Source organism: Mycolicibacterium sp. 624 (genome assembly GCF_040548615.1).
In the GTDB taxonomy this organism is placed as follows: domain Bacteria; phylum Actinomycetota; class Actinomycetes; order Mycobacteriales; family Mycobacteriaceae; genus Mycobacterium.
This window is the reverse complement of sequence record NZ_JBEPRZ010000009.1, coordinates 24,735-44,364: the sequence shown is the minus strand read 5'-3', so window position 1 is coordinate 44,364 and position 19,630 is coordinate 24,735. Positions and strand designations below refer to the sequence as shown.

Sequence of the window (19,630 nt, the reverse complement as noted above, 5' to 3'; positions counted from 1 at the left end):
TGTTCAGGCGATGCAACCCGGCGTAGGAGTACCAAGAAGACATGGCGTACAAGGCGATTCGACGGTCCCTCACTGCCGGAGTGGCGATCGCGGGGGCGAGTGCCATCACCTGGTCGACGGTTGCCGTCGCGCCCGCCAACGAGCCCGTGGTTGTCGCACACCGCGTCGTCGCCGCCACGGTCACCCCGGCGGGGTTGGCCAGCTCGCTGCAATTGCTTACCGAGGCGGCCGCCGCCACAGTCCAGCAGAGCGTCGACGGACTGGTCACGAAGCTTCCCGCGCTGTGGAACCAGGTGGACGCGCAGTGGGCCGACGTGGAGCTGACCCACTGGAACTACGCGCTCGTCGCCGACTCCTTCCTGATGCCCGTGGCTCCACTGTTGTTCGGCCCGCTGAACGACGCGGTCGCCGAGGTGGTGGCGCGTCAGTTCCCGGTGCTGGGGGACGAGATTCGGGCCATACCTGGACTCATCGAGTACGGCGTGATCAGGCTGATCGGCCCGCTGCTGAGCGCCATCGGCGGCGCCGGCGCCGCGCACGCCCAGATCTTCAAGTCGATGTCGAACTGGGAGCTCCAGCCGTTCTTCGAGGCTCTGGTCGCGGCGCCGGGCCACGTCATCGACGGTCTGCTGTTCGGCGGCTACGGCGACCTGCGGCCGCTGCTGACCGGCGAGATCGGCGGCACGCCGATTCCCGCCCCCGGCCTCCTGACACCGTGGGGACAGCCGCCCGCGCCGCGCGACATCAAGTGGGCGCCCGACGCGCCGCCGGTTGTGGTCGAGTCCGAGACGGTCGCCGAGTTGGTCACCGACACGACGGTCGTGCAGGACGAGGTCGTCGTCGAGCCAGTCGAGCCGGTCGTCGTCGAGCCCGTCGTCGAGCTGGTCACGTCGGTTGAGCCCGTCACCGAGACAGTCGAGACGGTGAAGATCGCTGCGCCGGCTGAGGCCGTCGCCGAGGAGGAGACGCCCAAGGACGCCGTCACCAAGGACGCCGACGTCACCAAGGACACCGAAGCTGCCAAGGACGCCGACGACACCGAGTCCAAGCCCGCTCCGACGCGGAAGCGATTCGGCGACAGGAATTCTCGCGGCACTGTGCGCGTCAGTGCTCCCAAGGCTGGCGCATCCACCTCGCGTGACTCAGGCAGCGCGTCGTCGAGCGACTCCGGCAGCGAGTAGACACTCTCACCGCGCCCAACGTGAACTAGTTGTCGAGGATCGACTGATTTCTCACCATCGACTTCACGTTCGGCGGATCAGTCGACGGTGGAGCGTCTCCGCCACGCGCGGTAGCCACGGTGTGCGGTGAACGCCCCGATGATCGCGGTCACACACCACACCGCGATGGCCGAATAGGCCAGCGGTGCAGACAAATCGCCGATCGATGCGCCCAGCGCGGTGTAGACGAACGCCCGCGGCGCCGACCCGATGAACGCGCCGACCGCCATCTGCCACAGCGGAACCCCGAACGCACCGAAGGCGTAGGAGGCCAGCGCGTCCGAGACACCCGGGATGAACCGCTGACCGACGACCGCCCACAGCCCCCGCCGCTGGATCTGCTGATCGAGTCGGTCAGCACGGTCGGTCCCGAGCAGTGCACGCGCGCTCTCGCGGCCGGCGCGGCGACCGATGAGACTGGTGATCATCGCAGTGCCCATCGCCGAGCCCAGCGTGACGAACGTCCCGAGCACGGGACCGAAGAGCACACCGCTGCCGGCAGCCAGGATCGGGCCGGGCACGAATACCGCACCCAGCATGGCGGACATCACGACGTAGGCGAGTGGGGCCGCGGGGCCTGCGGCCTGGATCGCGTTCCGCACACCCTCGACGTCGATGACACGCGTCACCGCGACTAGATAGAACAGTCCGAGCAGGAACGCCGCGAACAGTGCCAGCCGCAGGATGTGGCGCCGCCGGGACGGCCCGGGCGCTGGGGCCGGGGCATCGGCGGGGGCGGAGTCGGAGTCCGGGTCGGAGTCGGTCATCTTGACCCGATTCTTTCCCATCACCGAAAAACCATTTGCGGCAACCTCGTCCACAGCCGTTGAATCGACCCCATGGGTGGGGGCAGCGGGTGACCGAGTGGGGCTGGCGGCGGTTGTGGTGCATACCGCAGATGTCGCGTGAGTGCAGCCGGGAGCACGACTTTGGGCACCTCGAACTCGACGCCATCGGTTCGGCATTCGGGCGAGATCGAACCCGTCGGGCGCTGTCGGGGGTGGGCTCACGCATCGAGCCCTGGTCGTCGGCGATTGTCGACGACCTGACCCGCTGACGTCAGACCCGCACTCCCGAGGACGCGCCGACCAGGCCACCGTCGATCACGAGGTCCTGCCCGTTGATGTAGGACGCGGCCGGGGACGCCAGGAACGCCACGGCTGCGGCGACGTCCTCGGCAGTGCCGAACCGCGCTGCGGGGATTGCAGAGCGGATGTCTTTGTGTGCGTCGTCGGCGACGTTGTCATGGAACATCGGCGTCGCGATGTACCCGGGGCTCACCGAGTTGACCCGGATCCGCCGCGGGGCAAGTTCGGCCGCCAACGTGCGGGCCAGGCTGTGCACCGCGGCCTTGGTCGCGGAGTACAGCGTCGCCCCCGCCATCCCGCGGTGCAGCGTCCACGATGCGTTGACGATGATCGCCGAACCTTCGGCGAGCAGCGGCAGGGCCTTCTGGATTGTGAAGTACACGCCCTTGAAGTTGATCCCGACGATGCGGTCGAACTCCGCGTCGGTGACCTCGTCGGCGGGCTGGAATGCCGCGACTCCCGCGTTCGCGAACAGCAGATCGAGGGAGCCGAATCTTTCGGCGACCTCGGCGATCGCCGTATCCAGGGCTTCGGAATCGGCGGCGTCGGCGGCGATTCCGAGCACACGGTCGCCGCCGCCGAGGTCGGCGCGTGCCGCCGCCAGACGCTCGGTGTCGCGTCCGGTGATGGCCACCCTGCCGCCGGCCCGCAGTAGGAGGCGTGCGGTCTCCAGGCCCATCCCGCTGGTGCCGCCGGTGATCAGGGCCGTGGTCGGTGAGTGAAAGTCGTTGTCGGTCATGACACCAGCGTGGGTGGTGTCGGCCGCCGCAACCAGTGCGGACTCAACATGGGACCGCCACCACCAGGATGATCAGGGACGTGGGTTGTACATCTCCACAAACCACTGTGGCTGGTCGACGATCCGCATGGTGGTGGTGTCGAAGTAGAGGTCGCCCAGTTCGGGGTGGCGGACGGCCTTGACGGACTGGGATGCGACGCCGACGTCGTGGCGCGCCCACATCGCCGCGAACTCAGGGCTACGGGAGCACAGGTCGTCGATGATCCGGCCGAACTCGGGGTCGCTTGGGAAGTGCGCGGCATCGGCACGGAACGCCGCCACCACGGCGGGAGCGGCGGTGGCCCACGACGCGTGGACACCGCGGTACCGCTCGTTGGTGAAGAACGCCACCAGACAGTTGCGGTCGTCGTCGCCCAGGCCGAACACCGTGCGGGTGGCGTCGTTCACGGCGAGCACGTTCCAGTACATGTCCCGCAGAATGGCAGGCCTGGGCAACCACGCGTCGAGCAGATTGCGTAGTTCGGGTGGGATCGCAGTCTGGCGGTCGGTCACGACCGGGGGCGGGTTGAGCCCGGCGAGCAGGTAGAGGTGCGTGCGCTCGGGCTCCGCCAGCCGCAGCGCACGGGAGATCGCGTCGAGGACCTCGGGTGAGACCTTGATATCGCGTCCCTGTTCGAGCCAGGTGTACCAGGACAGGCCGACCCCGGCCAGCGATGCGACCTCTTCGCGTCGCAGGCCTGGCGTGCGACGGCGACCGCCGTCGACGATGCCGACGTCCTGTGGTGTCAGCCGCTCGCGGCGAGTGCGCAGGAAATCGCGGAGCTGACTGCGACGGTCGTCCCGCATTGATGTCGGCTCCACCATCGACAGGTTAATGTCACGCCGCGCCGACGTCAGCCGCGCGCCGAACCCTCCAGCGGTCCGCCGTCGGCTGCCTGAAGCAGACAGATGACGGTACTGGGCAGGGGAATCGCGCCGGTGCGATCCTGCTTCGAGTCGATGAGGTAGGTGACGGACAGGGTGCCTTCGGCGGCGCCGCCCGTGTACTGGTCGACCCCCGCGGCACATGCCCGATCCGCGACGTCGGCGATGGCGGCATTCACCGCGACGGGCGCCAACAGGTACACCTCGGCCCGGTGCGGGCCTGAGCAGTCGACGGCGGTGACGGTGGCCTCGCCGACATCGACGGCGGGCACCTCGGCGACACACTCACCGACCTGCAGGTCGACCCACTGCTTCGTTTGCGGGGCGGACGGCGGGGGAACGGCTGCGGCGGTCGAAGACACCGAAGCGGGTACCGACACCGGTGCGGCGACCGACGATTCGCCAGACCCGGAGTCACTCGCCCCGCAGGCAGTAAGTAGTGCGACGGCGGTGAGGAGCGCCCACCTGCCGCAACGACTCTGGATTCGCATGCCCGCCTCCGATCCGCGCCGGTCGACTAGCGGTTGAGTCTAGGCCCGGCAGTGGCTGTCACGTCGTAACTGCGGCCGCGATCCCATGGCGGAGGTGTGGAAATCGGGTCAGTGGGTACAGACGTCTTGCGCAGCACTGGCGCCCCATGAGGCGCCGCCCACCGACTGAGCCCGAAAGAGAAGTGAATGCGACGACCAGCGGCCGTGACCGCCGCGATGGTCGCGCTGCTCATGGCAGTTCTGGTGTCAGCGTCATGCGCCCCCGCGCAGCGAGTGAATCTGGGGGACTCCGCGGGCAACCTGATCGCTGCGATCGCCGGTGAACCCGATCAACTCGATCCGCAGAAGACCAGCTCCTACTTCTCGTTCGAGGTTCTCGAGAACGTGTTCGACACGCTCGTCGAACCCGATGCGAACCTCGAGATGCGGCCCGCGCTGGCCGAGTCGTGGGAGGTGACACCAGATCAGCTGACGTGGACCTTCCACCTGCGCGACGGTGTGACGTTCCATGACGGCAGCCCGCTGCGCGCCGACGACGTCGTGTACTCCTACCGGCGGATCATCGACGAGAAGCTGTCCAACGTCGACAAGTTCAGCGCGGTCGCCGACGTGAGCGCGCCCGATGAGGACACCGTGCTGATCCGAGTCAAACAGCCCACCCCGAATCTGCTCACCAATCTCGGCGGATTCAAGGGTATGGCGATCGTGTCGCGCGCCAACGTGGAGTCCGGCCAGATCGCCAGGCATCCAGTGGGTACCGGTCCGTTCGCCTTCGTCGCGCAGCGCAGTGGTGACTCGATCACGTTGGCGGCCAACGCCGACTACTGGGGCGGCGCCCCCAAGGTGCCGGGCGTGACGTTCCAGTTCATCTCCGAGCCCTCGACCGCGCTGTCGGCGCTGCAGGCCGGTGAGATCGATTGGACCGACTCGATACCCACTCAGCGGGTCGCGCAGCTCGCCGGCGACGACTCGATTCACCTCGCGGTGACCCCGAGCAACGACTACTGGTACCTCGCACTCAACGAGGCTCGCCAGCCCTGGAACGACGTGCGGGTTCGGCGGGCCATCGCGTACGCCATCGACCGCGACGCCATCGTGGCCGCCACCAGCTATGGCACGGCCGTGGCCAACCAGCTGGCGATCCCCGAGGGCAATCCCTGGTACATCCACTACGACGCCTACCGCTATGACATCGAGGAGGCCAAGCGCCTGCTGGCCGAGGCGGGTACCACGCCCACCAACATGGACATGCTTGTCACCAGTGAGTACCCGGAGACCGTGACAGCGGCCCAGGTGATCGCCGACAACCTCAAACCCCTTGGCATCACGGTCAACATCCGCACCGTCGACATGGCCACCTGGCTCGACGAACAGAACACCGGCAACTTCGACATGTTGATGATGGGCTGGCTCGGGAACATCGACCCCGATGACTTCTACTACGCCCAACACCACACCGGCGGGTCGAGCAACGCGCAGAAGTTCTCTGACCCGGAGGTCGACCGCCTGCTCGATGCCGGCCGCGTGCAGACGGCCCGCGACGCGCGCGCCGATGACTACGCCAAGGCCGCCACCCTCATCGCCGATCGGGTCAGCTACATCTACCTCTACAACCCGTCGGTGATCCAGGGGTGGACGCCGGCACTCACCGGCTATGACGCGCGCCGCGACGGTGCGATCCGGTTCCGCACCGCTGCCCTGGCCGGGGACGACGACCAATGACAGACAGCGACCAATGACCGTGCCCGCGTTGATATCTCACCCCGCCATGCAGTTCCTGGCCCGACGGGTGGCGTACTCTGTGGTCGTTCTGGTCGGCGTGCTGATCGTCGTGTTCGCCCTGGTGCACCTCGTCCCCGGCGACCCGGTACGCATCGCGCTGGGCACGCGCTACACACCCGAGGCCTACGACGCGCTGCGGGCGGCCAGCGGGCTGGACCGGCCGATCGTCGAGCAGTTCTTCGGCTACATCGCGTCGGCCGCACGCGGTGACCTCGGCGTCAGCTTCCGCAATGGCGATCCCGTCGCCGAGATCCTCATCGAGCGCCTACCCGCCACGGTGTCGTTGGCCGTCGTCGGCATCCTGATCGCCCTGTGCATCGCGCTGCCCGCAGGCATCTGGTCGGCCCTTCGGGAGGGCCGGCTCAGCGACGCCATCGTCCGCGTCACCAGTCAGTTCGGTGTCTCGGTACCCGACTTCTGGATGGCGATCCTGCTCACCGCGCTGTTCTCCACGACGCTCGGGTGGCTGCCCACATCGGGATACCGACCGCTGTTCGGTGATCCCGCGGGCTGGCTGAGCCACATCGTCCTGCCCGGTCTCACCGTCGGACTGGTGGCGGGGGCGATCATGACTCGCTACGTCCGATCGGCCGTACTCGACGTCGCCGCAATGGGTTACGTGCGCACCGCCCGATCCAAGGGGCTGTCGCCTGCGGTGGTGACCTTCCGGCACACCGTCCGCAACGCTCTGGTCCCGATCCTCACCATCACCGGGATCCAGCTCGCCACCATTCTCGGTGGCGTCATCGTCGTCGAGGTGGTGTTCGCCTGGCCGGGCCTGGGTCGGCTGGTCTACAACGCCGTCTCGGCGCGGGACTACCCGGTGATCCAGGGTGCGGTGTTGTTGATCGCCGCACTGTTCCTGCTCATCAACTTGGTCGTGGACCTCCTCTACGCCGTCGTCGACCCGAGGATCCGGCTGTCATGACCGACGAGACGCTGAATCAGCCGCGCATCGCCTCGTGGCGGCTGCTGCTCGGCAACCCCGTCACGGTGGCCAGCGGAGCCCTGCTCGCGATCGTGGCAGTCATCGCCGTCGCCGCGGAATGGATTGCGCCGTACGGTATCAACGACGTCGACGTTCCCAGCGCGTTGCAGGGACCCAGTGCCGCGCACTGGTTCGGTACCGACGAACTCGGCCGCGATGTGCTGTCGCGCGTCCTGGTGGCAGTGCAGGCGTCGATGCGGGTTGCCGTCGTCAGCGTGGCGTTCGCCGTCGTCGTGGGAGTGACGGTCGGGGTGATCGCCGGATATCGAGGTGGCTGGCTCGACACGGTGTTCATGCGCGTCGTCGACGTCATGTTCGCCTTCCCCGTACTGCTGCTCGCCCTGGCGATCGTCGCGATCCTGGGGCCTGGCGTCACCACCACGATGCTGGCCATCGGTGTCGTCTACACGCCGATCTTCGCGCGGGTGGCGCGAGCCAGCACGCTGTCGGTGCGCGTCGAACCGTACGTTGCGGTATCCCGCACCATGGGCACTGGCCACGCGTACGTGCTGGCCCGCCACATCCTGCCCAACATCGCGGGTCCGCTCATCGTCCAGACGACGCTGTCCCTCGCGTTCGCCATTCTCTCCGAGGCCGCACTGTCCTTCCTGGGCTTGGGAATACAACCTCCGGAGCCGTCACTGGGGCGGATGATCTTCGACTCGCAGGGCTTTGTCACGTTGGCGTGGTGGATGGCGGTGTTCCCCGGCGCGGCGATCTTCGTCATCGTCCTGGCGTTCAACCTGTTCGGTGACGGACTACGGGATGTCCTGGATCCCAAACAGCGAACGATGCTGGAATCGCGGAGGAATCAGTGACGCCGACACCGGGGGAGACCGGCCCCATCCTTGCCGTCAAGGATCTGCACGTGCGGATCGGCCGGCGCGACATCGTTCGCGGTGTCACGTTGAGCGTGGCCGCCGAGCAGACGCTGGGAATCGTCGGCGAGTCCGGATCGGGCAAGTCGATGACGGTGCTCGCCGCGACAGGCCTCCTCGACGCGCCTGGCGCCGTCGCCACGGGGTCGAGCACCCTTGCGGGCACGGGCGGCTCGGGGCGGACTGAACTCGTCGGAGCCTCCCCGCGGGTGCTGCGTGGCGTGCACGGAAGCCGGATCGGCTTCGTGTTCCAGGATCCGGGCACCTCGCTCAACCCGCTGCTGACGCTCGAGCGCCAGATCACCGAGTCGGTCGAGGCGCACCGTCGGGTGACACGTCGCGAGGCCACCTCCCGCGCCCTTGAACTGCTCGAGGCGGTCGGACTGCCCGACCCGCAGGCCCGGCTGCACTCCTACCCGCATCAGCTCTCCGGCGGGCAGCGTCAACGGGTGATGGTGGCGATCGCGCTGGCGTGTGACCCCGAACTGCTGGTCGCCGACGAGCCGACGACAGCACTCGACGTGACGACGCAGGCGCAGATCATCGACCTGATCCGCACCCTGCAGCGCGACTTCGGCACCGCGGTGGTGTGGATCAGCCACGACCTCGGTGTGATCGGCCAGGTCGCCGACGACGTCACGGTGCTCCGCGACGGTGCGGCCGTTGAGCAGGCGCCGGTTCTCGACGTCTTCGACCGGCCCACAACGGACTACACCCGCGAGCTGCTCGCCGCCCGGCCACTGGTCGGGACGGGTGGCCCACCGCCTCCCGTGCCGGACGCCACGGTGCTGCTCGAGGTCAGTGATCTCGACGTCCGCTTCCCGGTGATCACGCCGACTGGCCGCAGCACCGTCCACGCCGTGCAGGACCTGTCCTTCCAGATTCGGCGAGGCACCACGCTCGGTCTGGTCGGCGAGTCCGGCTCGGGTAAGTCGACGGTGGCGGCCGCGCTGACCGGGCTGGTCGCCCCGGACAACGGTCGGGTGTCCCTTGATGGCACTGACGTCCTGGCGGTGCGGGGCCGCGCGCAGAAGGCGCTACGTCGCCGGATCAGCCTGGTCTTCCAGGACCCGTTCTCGTCGCTGGATCCACGGCGGACGGCGGGCACGGCGATCGGGGAGCCGCTGGCGGTGCACCGCATCGTGTCGGGCCGGCGGCAGCGTGCGGCGCGTGTGGCCGAACTGCTCGATCTCGTCGGACTGCCCGCATCGTTCGCGTCGCGGTATCCCCATGAGCTCTCCGGTGGTCAGCGTCAACGGGTGAGCATCGCCCGGGCACTCGCCCCCGATCCCGACCTGATGATCCTCGATGAGTCCACCGCGTCGCTCGACGTGTCGGTCCAGGCGCGGGTGCTTGATCTGCTGGCCGACCTGCAGCGCGACATGAGCCTGACCTACCTGTTCATTGGCCACGACCTGGCGGTGATCCAACGGATGAGCCATGACGTGCTGGTGATGCGGGCCGGACGAGCGGTGGAGTACCGACCCGCGACGGAACTGTTCGCCGCGCCCGAGCAGGAGTACACCCGAGCGCTGCTCGCCGCGGTGCCACCCGCGCGGCCCGCGACATTGCCTCGGCTGTAACGGATCCACCGAATCGACGATGGATGTAGTGAAGCCGCGGCAGCTGCTGGTTCAGGGCCAGCGTTGGGGGAGATGGCTGCGCATGGAAGCAGTGGCGGAGACGTCATGCTCCGTGAATTCAGAGGAGTAGACGCACGATGCGTGCACCAAACTGGGATCTTCGTAACCGGGGTGTCGCCATTCTGGCGTCGGGCGTCGTCGTCGCGATGACGGCGCTCAACGTCGGCCTCGCGCCCGCGTCCGCCGATCCAGACGATGGCCACCGCGCGCCGACGACGACGGTCGCCGTGCCCGAGCCGGAGGCCGCGGCGCCGGAGACGCAGGAGAAGCCGGCCAAGCAGGAGAAGCCGAGCGCCGTCGAAGAGGCGCCACCGGCATCTGCCACTGCCACTGCGCCAGCGGTCACTGCGCCGACGGCCCCGCCTGCCGTGGAGCAGACCCCGCAGACGCAAACCCCACAGACGCAGACTCCGCAGACCCAGGTGACGCCCGAGACGCAGGTCGAGGCCGAACCGGAGACGCAGGCACCCAAGCCCGCGCCGCCGACACAGACGCAGGCACCCAAGCCTGCGCCCGAGACGCAGGCGTCGAAGTCGCCGACCACGACAGCGACGAGCGTCGTGCCGTCGGCCACGCCCTCGGCGACGTCCGACCCTGAGACGGCCACGTCCGCCCCGGAGACGTCCACGCCCCCGGCTGACCGCGTGACACCGGCCTCGGAGCCCAGCGAGGCACCCGCCGATCCGACGTCTCCGACAACGCCGACCTCTCCGACAACGCCCACAACGCCCACGTCGCCCACCACCGAGTCGAGCACCGAACCCGAGGCCGCGGACGCATCGAGCCCGGAGCAGTCGACCTCTTCGAGCGTGTCGCGGGCGGCTCGCGAGATCGAGGCCGTGGCACCGGAGACGGTGGAGGCGCCCGCACAGGACGTCGAGATCGCCAAGGCCGCGAAGGTCGTCGAACAGTCTGAGCCGGCGCCCGCAGAGGTCGCCGATGTCGCGGCCATAGCCAGGATCATCGACGTGCCCACGCTTGACCGCCAACGGCGCGACAACGACCTGCGTGCCAACGACAGGGTTCGCCTGGCGGGGGCGTGGGACCGCAATGTGCGGCAGTGGAGCCCGGACTGGGTGCAGTACGACGACTACTACCGGCCGGTGTTCGCCAACCCGTATCGCGATCCGGTGCAGATCATCTACGTGTATCAGAATGCGCAGCGCATCCTGAGGATTCCGCCGCTGTCGCGCATCGTGTTGGAGGTCGCCCAGTACGCGGCGTACAGCTTCACCGCCGTGGTGATGAACGCCGTCAACACCGCGGTCAACGTGGCGGTCGGCAGCTTCTTCGGGGGTGGCTTCTTCCCCGGAATCGGTCTGCCGTTGCCGCCCCCGCCGCCTCCGCTGCTGCGCTATGACAACGTGCCGGTCTTCGTCAACTACTCGCAGCAGCGGTACGAGCCGTTCCGTGTGCAGCGCATCATCGACGTGGGCCCCGACACCCGGTACGGCGAGCACAAGGTGCTGCTCGACGGCGTCACTCCGGCGTGGGGTCAGTGGAACAAGACACCAAGCGGCGAGCGTCAGTTCGAGGTGCACCGGACACAGCAGTTCCCGGGTCTCGACGAACCTCGCGAAGCGCCGCTGCCGGGTGACTACCAGCTGCGGCTGGCCTCCGACGACTCGGCGTCGAGCGGATTCACCGGCCGCGACGTGTATCTGATGGCAGCGGCTGTGCTGTGCGCCCTGCTCAGCGCTGGCGCGGTGATGCTCAGCGTGGCCATCGGGCGGCGCCGCAACACCTGATCCAGCAGGCGATTTCGGCGCGCTAAGGAGCGCGCAGCGCTCCAAACCGCGCCGAAATCGCACTGGGAGACGATCGAAACACAAGAGCCCGGATGCCAGTCGGCATCCGGGCTCTTGTGCGTCTCGGGGTGTACTACCGGGCTACGGGCCAGCCCCAGACGGACATGTCGCCGCGAGGGTATTCCATGCACACGTCGGTGGCCTTGGCCACCACACCCTTGTTGTTGAAGAAGATCTTCGCCCAGTTGCCCCATCGGGTGGCCACCTGCTCGTAGTACACGTTGGTGGCGGTGTTCTCGGAGTACTGGCGACGACCGGCGGCATCCAGCGAGTAGAACCAGTGGATGCGGTCGACAGCCATCTGCTGGATCTCCGGCGGCCGGTTGTTCTTGTCGATGATGTAGCGCTCGAAGTAGATCGGGCTGGTGTCACGCGCGGCGGCTAGGAACTGCTCGGCGTCACACTGGGTTTCGATCTGCCGCTTCGGGATCGGGTAGTCATCGGTCGAGTCAGCGGTGGCCGTCCCGGCGAACGTCGTCGCGGCGATGGCACAGGCGGCAGCGGCGAGGCCACTCCGAAGCGAGAGACTGCGCATGCTTTTCATAATGCTCCTTGTCGTCATGCGGTCGGAACCGATTCGGGATTCTTGTTGGCGGAGGGTGGGGGAGTCGGCCACGGTGCGGGAAGTGGTCGGGTGCGCACGTTCTGCGGCCACCAGAACCACCGACCGAGGATCGCCGCGATGGACGGCATCATCAACGACCGGACGATGAGCGTGTCGAACAGCAGGCCCAGGCCAATTGTCGTACCGACCTGACCGATCACTGTGAGTTCGCTTACGGCCATTGACATCATCGTGAAGGCGAACACCAGACCTGCCGAGGTCACCACCGATCCCGTACCGCCCATGGAGCGGATGATGCCCGTGTTCAAGCCGGCGTGTATCTCCTCCTTGAAGCGCGCTACCAACAACAGGTTGTAGTCGGCGCCCACCGCAAGCAGGATGATCACGGCCATCGCCATCACCATCCAGTGCAACTCGATGCCCAGCAGGTGCTGCCAGATGAGCACCGACAGGCCAAACGACGCACCGAGGGACAGCACCACGGTGCCGACGATGACCGCCGACGCCACGACGCTGCGCGTGATGAGCAGCATGATGATGAAGATCAGCGCCAATGCGGAGATGCCGGCGATGATGAGGTCGTAGTTATTGCCGTCCGACATGTCCTTGAACACTGCCGCGGTACCGCCGAGATACACCTTGGAGCCCTCAAGTGGGGTGCCCTTGATGGCCTCCTTGGCGGCCATCTTGATGCTGTCGATCCTCGCGATTCCCTCGGGGGACATGGGGTCACCCTCGTGGACGATCATGAACCGCACCGACTTGCCGTCGGGTGAGATGAAGTTCTTCATACCGCGCTTGAAGTCCTCGTTGTCGAAGATCTCCGGTGGCAGATAGAACGAGTCGTCGTTCATCGACGCGTCGAACGCCTCGCCCATGGCGGTGGAGTTCTCCTGGCCCTCGGCCATCTGATCCTGCATGCCCTTCTGGGTGGCATACATCGTCAGCATCATGGTCTTCATGGTCTTCATCGTCGAGATCATCTCGGGCATCAACGCGACCATCTGCGGCATCAGGGTGTCGAGCCGTTCCATGAGCGGCAATAGCTCTTGGATGTCGTCGGTCATCGTGTTGATGCCGTCAAGGGTGTCGAAAACCGATCGGACGGCCCAGCAGACCGGGATGTCGTAGCAGTGCGGTTCCCAGTAGAAGTAGCTGCGCATCGGACGGAAGAAGTCGTCGAAATTGGAGATGTTGTCTCGCAATTCGGCGATATCGATCGTCATGTCCTTCATCTTGCCGACCATCTGATGGGTGGTATCCGCCATCTGCGCGGTCAGGCTCGACATCTTTTCCATCGTGTTGACGGTTTTTTCCATCTCGTTCGCCTGAACGAGCATGTCCGCCATGCGGTCCTGCAGATACTTCTGGTTCATCGTCTGCGTCGTGCCCTGCATGCTGATCAGGAACGGGATCGAGCTGTGCTCGATCGGCTTTCCGTCGGGGCGCGTGATCGTCTGCACCCGGGCGATGCCCTCGGTCTTGAACACCGCCTTGGCGATCTTGTCGATCACCAGGAAGTCGGCGGAGTTGCGCAGATCGTGATCGCTTTCGACCATCAGCAGTTCGGGATTCATCCGAGACTGGGAGAAGTGCCGGTCGGCGGCCGCGTAACCCTCGTTCGCGGGAAGGTCTGCAGGCAGGTAATTCCGGTCGTTGTAGTTGGTGCGGTAGCCAGGCAGCGTCAACAGGCCCACCAGCGCCAGCGCAACCGTTCCGATCAGAATCGGGCCGGGCCAGCGGACCACGGCGGCGCCGATCTTGCGCCAACCCCGGGTCCGTAATGCGCGCTTGGGCTCGAGCAGCCCGAACCGGGTGGCGATGGTGACGATGGCCGACCCGAGCGAGAGCGCGGTCATCACGCAGACCACCATGCCGATGGCGAGCGGAACGCCGAGGGTCTGGAAGTACGGCAGCCGGGTGAATGACAGGCAGAACGTCGCGCCGGCAATGGTCATGCCGGAGCCCAGCACGACGTGGGCGGTGCCACCGAACATGGTGTAGAACGCTTGTTCTCGGTCCTCGCCGACACTTCGAGCCTCCTGATATCGACCGATCAGGAAGATGGCGTAGTCAGTGGCCGCGGCTATCGCGAGCGTGACCAGGAGGTTGGTCGCGAAGGTCGAGAGGCCGATGATCTCGTGGTAGCCCAAGAATGCGACGACGCCGCGCGATGCCGCCAGCGAGAGCACCACCATGACGAGCGTCAGCAGCACGGTGACGATCGACCGGTAGACCAGCAGCAGCATCACGATGATGACCGTGAACGTGGCGAGCTCGATCATGGCCATGCTTCGGTCGCTGGCGATGTGCTGGTCGGCGGCCAGTGCGGCGGGTCCGGTCACGTAGGCCTTCACGCCAGTTGGCGCCGGAACGCTGTCGACGATGCTCTGGACGGCCTCGATCGACTCGTTGGCCAGCGTCTCGCCCTGGTTGCCCGCGGTCTTGACCTGTACGTAGGCGGCCTTGCCGTCGGAGCTCTGCGATCCCGTGGCGGTGAGCGGATCGCTCCAGAAGTCCTGTATGGACTGAACGTGCGTCGTGTCCTCGCGCAGCTTCTTGATGAGTTCGTCGTAGTAGGCGTGCGCTTCGTCGCCCAGGGGTTCCTGGCCCTCCAGGACGATCATCGCCGAGCTGTCGGATTCGCCTTCGTGGAAGTTCTGGCCGACGCGCTTCATCGCGATCATCGACGGAGCGTCATCGGGATTCATCGACACCGCACGCATCTGCCCCACGGTCTCCAGCTGCGGGACCGAGACGTTGAGGAATGCGATGAGGACGATCCAGCCGAGCACGATCGGCCACGCGAAGGTGCGGATTATCCGTGGGACGAATGGACGTTCAGTGTGTGCGGTCTGCGTGGGAATTGCGTCGGTTGGCGGCTCGGATGTAGGAGCACTCATGCGGACTTCACCAGGCAATAGGTCTGGGCGTTCAGGCCGGTGGAGGTCCTCTCGGCCTTCAGGACGTCGTCGACGATGACACGGCACGTGATCGAACTGCCGTCACCCTGCGCCACGATATTGGGCTGGGCCGCGGGCGCCGTCGTGCTCAACGTCAAAGTCCACGGCAGCATGACGCCATCGAGGCGTTGCGGCTTGGCATCGAGGTCGAGGTAGTTGATGTCGGCGTAGGCGCCGGGTTCCCCGGTGATCTCGTAGGTGACGATCTTGGGCTCGAACGGTTCGGGATCGTCGGCGAACTGCACGGGCGTAACGATGATGCCCTCCGCGCCGAAGAAAGTCCGCATGCGGGACACCGTGAAACCGGCGATCACCACGACCACCACGATGAGGAGCGGTATCCACGCCCTCTTCAACAGGCCCGTCACCGTACTCCTCTTCGCTCTTTGTAAATCGTTCACGCGCGTCCGACCTGCTTGTTCGCCACCGGTTAGCTAATGTAACTTAGAGCTTAGCTCGGTTAAGTTAATCATGGCGACCCCCACATCACCGCGCGCCGTGTGGCGCACGCCACTCAGCGCGGTAGGCGGGATCAAAGGGGTTGGAAGCCAAGTCAATCACGTCATGCGTGGGATAGGGTATGTCCGCAAATGAGTACAAAGAAAATTCGCTGGATGCAGGCGGCGGCCTTGGCGACTCTTGGCGCGGCGTCGATCGGCCTTGCGGGGCCGGCGAACGCGGACGTCGACACCGATTTCGCGAACGAGCTCCATATCTACGGCATCTACGGCCAGCGTGACTACAACGCCTGGATCGGCAAGATCACCTGCAAGCGGCTGCGTACCGGCCTCGACGCCAATGCCGGCGAGGCCGCTGTATTCCTGAAGAAGAATCTGCACAAGGACAGCACCGAGCAGCAGGTCTATCAGTTCCTCAATGCGGCGATCAATTTCTACTGCATCGACCAGCGGCCGGTCGTGGACAGCATCGCGGGCGTTCCCTCCGCGGCGCCGCTACCTGCCGGTGCTCCGTTGCCTGCCGAACAGGGCTAGGGCATACCCCTGCGACGCTAGGCGGAGTTTGCGGCCATGACGGGCCTCGACATCGGCGTGTATGTCCCGCAGATGGCATTCTCCTACGCCGACATCCTGCACCGCGCGAAGCGCTGCGAGGACCTCGGGATCGGTTCGCTGTGGCTGTACGACCACATGTACGGGCCGGGCGTGCCCGGCGCTCCGTCGCTGGAGGCATGGACCCTCGCGACGGCGCTGCTGGCGCACACCGAACGGCTTCGGGTTGGGCACATGGTGCTGTGCAATCAGTTCCGTCACCCGGCCGTGCTGGCCAAGATGGCCACGACGCTCGACCAGATCTCGGGCGGGCGGCTGGCACTCGGTCTCGGCAGTGGCTCCATCTCCGAGGAGCACGACCGGATGGGGCTGCCGTGGGGCACGTTCGGTGAGCGATCAGAGCGTCTCGGCGAGACGCTGGAGATCCTGACCCAGGCCTTCACCAATGAGGTGGTCGACTTCGCGGGCTCGCACTACACCGTGAAGGACATGCCGATCGTGCCCGGCTCCGTGCAGCGCCCGCGGCCGCCGATCGTCGTCGGCGGTGTCGGGGAGCGCTACACCCTGCCCCTGGTCGCGCGCTACGCCGACGTGTGGAATGTGCCCACCTACGCGCTCGGCGACCTGGTACACAAGGTCGACGTGCTGCGCTCGCTGTGTGCCGACATCGGGCGCGACCCGGATGAGATCGTGCTGTCGGTGGAGGCCGTCATGGCACTGGCGCCCGACGATGCCTCGCTGCCCAGGGTTCGCGAACTCGCCGAGAAGCGGTTCGGTGCGCCGATGTTCGGCCTGCGGGAGGGCGGCCTTGTCGGCACGGCACCGCAGATCGTCGACCGGATCAAACAGTACGAGGCACTGGGCTTCGGTCAGATCGTGCTCTTCACCCATGATCGCGCATCGGATGAGACGCTCGATCTGCTGGCGTCAAAGGTGATCAGCGCACTTCAGTAGTCAACCTCGATCGTCACGGGGCCGACGTTCCAGATGTCATCGCAGTATTCGGCGATGGCACGGTCCGACGAGAACTTGCCGCTGCGTGCAGTATTCAAGATCGACATGCGTGACCAGGCATCTCGGTCCTGCCACGCCGCCGCCACCCGGTCCTGGCACTCCACGTACGACGCGTAGTCGGCCATCACCAGGAACGGATCGTCGTGGACGAGGTTGTCGACCAACGGCCGGAACACCTCGGTGTCGCCGTGGGAGAACTGCCCCGATGAGATCAGTCCCAGAACCGCTGTCAGCTCGTCGTTTCCGTCGATGTATTCCGACGGGCGGTATCCGTCGCGTTTGACCTGTGCCACCTCGGACTCGGTCAACCCGAACAGGAAGAAGTTCTCGGGCCCTGCCTCTTCGCGTATCTCGACGTTGGCGCCGTCCAACGTGCCGATGGTCAGCGCACCGTTGAGCATAAACTTCATGTTTCCGGTACCCGAGGCCTCCTTGCCCGCGGTCGAGATCTGCTCCGACAGATTCGCGGCGGGATAGATGAGGTGGGCGTTCTGCACGTTGAAGTTCGGCACGAACGCGACCCGCATGAAGCGGCTGACCTCCGGGTCGTGGTTGACGGTCTCGCCTACGGCGTTGATGAGCTTGATGATGCGCTTGGCCATGAAGTAGCCCGGCGCGGCCTTACCGCCGAACACGTAGGCGCGCGGCGCGATCTCGAGCCCGGGGTTCGACTTGAGCCGGAGATACTGCCGGATGATGTGCAGCACGGACAGGTGCTGGCGCTTGTACTCGTGGATCCGCTTGACCTGAATGTCGAACATCCAGGTCGGGTCCAGCTCCACCCCGGTGGCCGAGTGGAGGAAATCGGACAGCCGAGCCTTGTTGGCGCGCTTCACGTCCCGCCACTTCTGGCGGAACTCGGGATCCTCCACGTAGGCCTCCAGACCGCGGAGCCGGTCCAGGTGCGTCAGCCAGCCGTCGCCGATCGTGCTGTCGAGCAGATCGCGAAGGCCCGGGTTGGACAGGGCCAGGAAGCGGCGCGGCGTGACACCGTTGGTCTTGTTCGAGAAGCGTTCTGGCCACAGCTCGTAGAAGTCCTTGAGCACACTGGCCTTCAACAGGTCCGAGTGCAGCGCCGCGACCCCGTTGATGGCATGGCTGCCGACCGTCGCGAGATGCGCCATGCGCACCGTCTGGCCGCCATCCTCGCCGATCAGCGACATGCGTCGCACACGCTCGACGTCGCCGGGGAAGTGCGCCCGCACCTCGTCCAGGAAGCGGGAGTTGATCTCGTAGATGATCTCCAGGTGCCGCGGCAGGGACTCCCGGAACAGGGTGAGCGGCCACTTCTCCAGCGCCTCCGGCAGGAGGGTGTGATTGGTGTAGCCGAACGTGGCGACGGTGATCGCCCAGGCCTCGTCCCAGTCGACCCTGCGCTCGTCGACAAGGATCCGCATGAGTTCTGCGACGCCGATCGACGGGTGGGTGTCGTTGAGCTGCACCGCAAACCGCTGGGGCAGGTCATGCAACGAGGCGTCGGCGAGATCGTCCATGATGTGGACGATGTGCTGAAGCGAACACGACACGAAGAAGTACTGCTGGAGTAGGCGCAGCCGCTTGCCCGCATCGGGTTCGTCATTGGGATACAGCACCTTGGTGACCGTCTCGGAGGTGACCTCCTCCTCGACTGCGCGGTAGTAGTCGCCGGTGTGGAAGGCATCCAATGCAAACGAATCGACGGCTCGGGCGCTCCACAGCGTCAGCGTGTTGCAGGTGTGCACGCCGTATCCCTGAATCGGCGTGTCGTAGGCGACGCCCTTGATGACCTGCTTCGGCAGCCAGCGCACACGGACGGCGCCCGCGTCGTCGACGTACTGCTCGGTGTGGCCACCCCAGTTGATGAGGTAGTTCACATCGGGTTTGGCTATCTCCCAGGGGTTTCCGTTCGCCAGCCAGTTGTCGGTCTTCTCGACCTGCCAGCCGTCGGCGAACTCCTGCTTGAAGATGCCGAACTCGTAGCGGATGCCGTAACCGATCGCCGGGCGTTCCAGCGTCGCCAGCGAGTCCAGGTAGCACGCCGCGAGACGTCCGAGGCCACCGTTGCCAAGCCCGGGCTCCACCTCACACGCGAGTACCTCGTCGAAGTCCTGCCCGAGCGCGCCCAGCGCCGCGCGGGCGGCCTCCTCGATCTGCAGATTCAGCAGGTTGTTGCCCAGCTGCGGTCCCATCAGGAACTCGGCCGACAGATAGCAGGTCACCTTCTTGCCGAGGTCGAGCGAGGTCTGCGTGGATGCGACCCGGTTGTCCTGCATGCGATCCCGCACGGCCAGCGCGAGCGCCCGATAGTAGTGCTCGGGTGTCAGCGCGGCCGCCGGCCGGCCGATCGAGTACCGCAGATGATCGGCGATCGCCTCCCGCAGATCCTCGGCGTCCAAACCGGTGCGGATGTGCGAGGGCTCGGCGGGAATCCCGGTGTGAGTACCTACGACGTCGGTCATATTGTTCTCCAGTCCCTCGTGGCGATCGCAGTGTGGCAGGGCTGCGTGCACACCGGACGAGTATGCGTCGACGGCCGCG

At 66.3% G+C, this 19,630-nt stretch carries 17 protein-coding genes; 9 read left to right on the top strand and 8 right to left on the bottom strand.

Features of this window, described 5'->3' with window-relative positions; all coding sequences use genetic code 11:
• Positions 1–41: 41 nt before the first annotated feature.
• On the top strand, positions 42–1,181 hold the full coding sequence (locus tag ABIA65_RS28740) for a hypothetical protein (protein ID WP_354525689.1): 1,140 nt from the start codon (positions 42–44) through the stop codon (positions 1,179–1,181).
• A 77-nt stretch (positions 1,182–1,258) separates the two neighbouring features.
• On the opposite strand, the gene ABIA65_RS28735 is transcribed toward ABIA65_RS28740, so the two are convergent.
• Positions 1,259–1,987 carry a TVP38/TMEM64 family protein gene (locus ABIA65_RS28735; RefSeq protein ID WP_354525854.1) on the bottom strand — a complete coding sequence of 243 codons (729 nt, stop codon included), beginning with the start codon at positions 1,985–1,987 and terminating at the stop codon, positions 1,259–1,261.
• A gap of 89 nt (positions 1,988–2,076) precedes the next feature.
• Here ABIA65_RS28735 and ABIA65_RS28730 point away from each other — a divergent pair, with 89 nt between their 5' ends.
• Positions 2,077–2,277, top strand: coding sequence for a hypothetical protein (locus tag ABIA65_RS28730; protein WP_354525688.1), 201 nt, complete (start codon positions 2,077–2,079; stop codon positions 2,275–2,277).
• Between the two features lie 2 nt (positions 2,278–2,279).
• Here the strand turns inward: ABIA65_RS28730 and ABIA65_RS28725 are convergent, their stop codons facing one another.
• The 3 genes from ABIA65_RS28725 to ABIA65_RS28715 form a co-directional block, all read right to left on the bottom strand.
• Positions 2,280–3,047, bottom strand: a complete 768-nt coding sequence (locus ABIA65_RS28725; protein WP_354525687.1) for a glucose 1-dehydrogenase — start codon at positions 3,045–3,047, stop codon at positions 2,280–2,282.
• Between the two features lie 72 nt (positions 3,048–3,119).
• Complete coding sequence (locus ABIA65_RS28720) at positions 3,120–3,908, bottom strand: helix-turn-helix transcriptional regulator (RefSeq protein ID WP_354525686.1); 789 nt, start codon at positions 3,906–3,908, stop codon at positions 3,120–3,122.
• Between the two features lie 32 nt (positions 3,909–3,940).
• On the bottom strand, positions 3,941–4,462 hold the full coding sequence (locus tag ABIA65_RS28715; RefSeq protein ID WP_354525685.1) for a hypothetical protein: 522 nt from the start codon (positions 4,460–4,462) through the stop codon (positions 3,941–3,943).
• A 186-nt stretch (positions 4,463–4,648) separates the two neighbouring features.
• On the opposite strand from ABIA65_RS28715, the gene ABIA65_RS28710 reads away from it, so the two are divergent.
• The 5 genes from ABIA65_RS28710 (at position 4,649) to ABIA65_RS28690 (ending at position 11,501) form a co-directional block, all read left to right on the top strand.
• Positions 4,649–6,184, top strand: a complete 1,536-nt coding sequence (locus ABIA65_RS28710; protein ID WP_354525684.1) for an ABC transporter substrate-binding protein — start codon at positions 4,649–4,651, stop codon at positions 6,182–6,184.
• A 13-nt stretch (positions 6,185–6,197) separates the two neighbouring features.
• On the top strand, positions 6,198–7,172 hold the full coding sequence (locus tag ABIA65_RS28705) for an ABC transporter permease (RefSeq protein WP_354525683.1): 975 nt from the start codon (positions 6,198–6,200) through the stop codon (positions 7,170–7,172).
• Positions 7,169–8,050: an ABC transporter permease gene (locus tag ABIA65_RS28700; protein ID WP_354525682.1), complete on the top strand. Its 882-nt coding sequence runs from the start codon at positions 7,169–7,171 to the stop codon at positions 8,048–8,050. Before ABIA65_RS28705 ends, ABIA65_RS28700 begins: the two co-directional genes overlap by 4 nt.
• A complete protein-coding gene (locus ABIA65_RS28695) occupies positions 8,047–9,693 on the top strand; it encodes a dipeptide ABC transporter ATP-binding protein (RefSeq protein WP_354525681.1) in 1,647 nt (548 codons plus the stop codon). Before ABIA65_RS28700 ends, ABIA65_RS28695 begins: the two co-directional genes overlap by 4 nt.
• Positions 9,694–9,830: 137 nt before the next feature.
• On the top strand, positions 9,831–11,501 hold the full coding sequence (locus ABIA65_RS28690) for a hypothetical protein (protein ID WP_354525680.1): 1,671 nt from the start codon (positions 9,831–9,833) through the stop codon (positions 11,499–11,501).
• 133 nt (positions 11,502–11,634) lie between these two features.
• On the opposite strand, the gene ABIA65_RS28685 is transcribed toward ABIA65_RS28690, so the two are convergent.
• From ABIA65_RS28685 to ABIA65_RS28675, 3 genes are read right to left on the bottom strand one after another with little or no spacing between them, the layout of a single operon-like run.
• A complete protein-coding gene (locus ABIA65_RS28685) occupies positions 11,635–12,123 on the bottom strand; it encodes a DUF5078 domain-containing protein (RefSeq protein ID WP_371747024.1) in 489 nt (162 codons plus the stop codon).
• Positions 12,120–15,029, bottom strand: a complete 2,910-nt coding sequence (locus ABIA65_RS28680) for an MMPL/RND family transporter (protein WP_241404559.1) — start codon at positions 15,027–15,029, stop codon at positions 12,120–12,122. The genes ABIA65_RS28685 and ABIA65_RS28680 overlap by 4 nt, the downstream gene beginning before the upstream one ends.
• Positions 15,026–15,457 (bottom strand): MmpS family transport accessory protein, encoded by a 432-nt coding sequence (locus tag ABIA65_RS28675; RefSeq protein ID WP_241404560.1) that lies wholly within the window; start codon positions 15,455–15,457, stop codon positions 15,026–15,028. Before ABIA65_RS28675 ends, ABIA65_RS28680 begins: the two co-directional genes overlap by 4 nt.
• Before the next feature lie 246 nt (positions 15,458–15,703).
• Here ABIA65_RS28675 and ABIA65_RS28670 point away from each other — a divergent pair, with 246 nt between their 5' ends.
• On the top strand, positions 15,704–16,081 hold the full coding sequence (locus ABIA65_RS28670; protein WP_241405593.1) for a DUF732 domain-containing protein: 378 nt from the start codon (positions 15,704–15,706) through the stop codon (positions 16,079–16,081).
• A 36-nt stretch (positions 16,082–16,117) separates the two neighbouring features.
• Complete coding sequence (locus tag ABIA65_RS28665) at positions 16,118–17,053, top strand: LLM class flavin-dependent oxidoreductase (protein WP_354525679.1); 936 nt, start codon at positions 16,118–16,120, stop codon at positions 17,051–17,053.
• On the opposite strand, the gene ABIA65_RS28660 is transcribed toward ABIA65_RS28665, so the two are convergent.
• Positions 17,047–19,551 (bottom strand): glycogen/starch/alpha-glucan phosphorylase, encoded by a 2,505-nt coding sequence (locus tag ABIA65_RS28660; RefSeq protein ID WP_354525678.1) that lies wholly within the window; start codon positions 19,549–19,551, stop codon positions 17,047–17,049. The two genes, ABIA65_RS28665 and ABIA65_RS28660, sit on opposite strands and share 7 nt — an antisense overlap.
• Between the last annotated feature and the right edge of the window lie 79 nt (positions 19,552–19,630).

Coding starts and splice junctions, on each gene's coding strand:
- ABIA65_RS28740 (WP_354525689.1), top strand. CDS start 42: ATGGCGTACAAGGCGATTCGACGGTCCCTCACTGCCGGAGTGGCGATC.
- ABIA65_RS28735 (WP_354525854.1), bottom strand. CDS start 1,987: ATGACCGACTCCGACCCGGACTCCGACTCCGCCCCCGCCGATGCCCCG.
- ABIA65_RS28725 (WP_354525687.1), bottom strand. CDS start 3,047: ATGACCGACAACGACTTTCACTCACCGACCACGGCCCTGATCACCGGC.
- ABIA65_RS28715 (WP_354525685.1), bottom strand. CDS start 4,462: ATGCGAATCCAGAGTCGTTGCGGCAGGTGGGCGCTCCTCACCGCCGTC.
- ABIA65_RS28710 (WP_354525684.1), top strand. CDS start 4,649: ATGCGACGACCAGCGGCCGTGACCGCCGCGATGGTCGCGCTGCTCATG.
- ABIA65_RS28705 (WP_354525683.1), top strand. CDS start 6,198: ATGACCGTGCCCGCGTTGATATCTCACCCCGCCATGCAGTTCCTGGCC.
- ABIA65_RS28700 (WP_354525682.1), top strand. CDS start 7,169: ATGACCGACGAGACGCTGAATCAGCCGCGCATCGCCTCGTGGCGGCTG.
- ABIA65_RS28690 (WP_354525680.1), top strand. CDS start 9,831: ATGCGTGCACCAAACTGGGATCTTCGTAACCGGGGTGTCGCCATTCTG.
- ABIA65_RS28685 (WP_371747024.1), bottom strand. CDS start 12,123: ATGACGACAAGGAGCATTATGAAAAGCATGCGCAGTCTCTCGCTTCGG.
- ABIA65_RS28680 (WP_241404559.1), bottom strand. CDS start 15,029: ATGAGTGCTCCTACATCCGAGCCGCCAACCGACGCAATTCCCACGCAG.
- ABIA65_RS28670 (WP_241405593.1), top strand. CDS start 15,704: ATGCAGGCGGCGGCCTTGGCGACTCTTGGCGCGGCGTCGATCGGCCTT.
- ABIA65_RS28665 (WP_354525679.1), top strand. CDS start 16,118: ATGACGGGCCTCGACATCGGCGTGTATGTCCCGCAGATGGCATTCTCC.
- ABIA65_RS28660 (WP_354525678.1), bottom strand. CDS start 19,551: ATGACCGACGTCGTAGGTACTCACACCGGGATTCCCGCCGAGCCCTCG.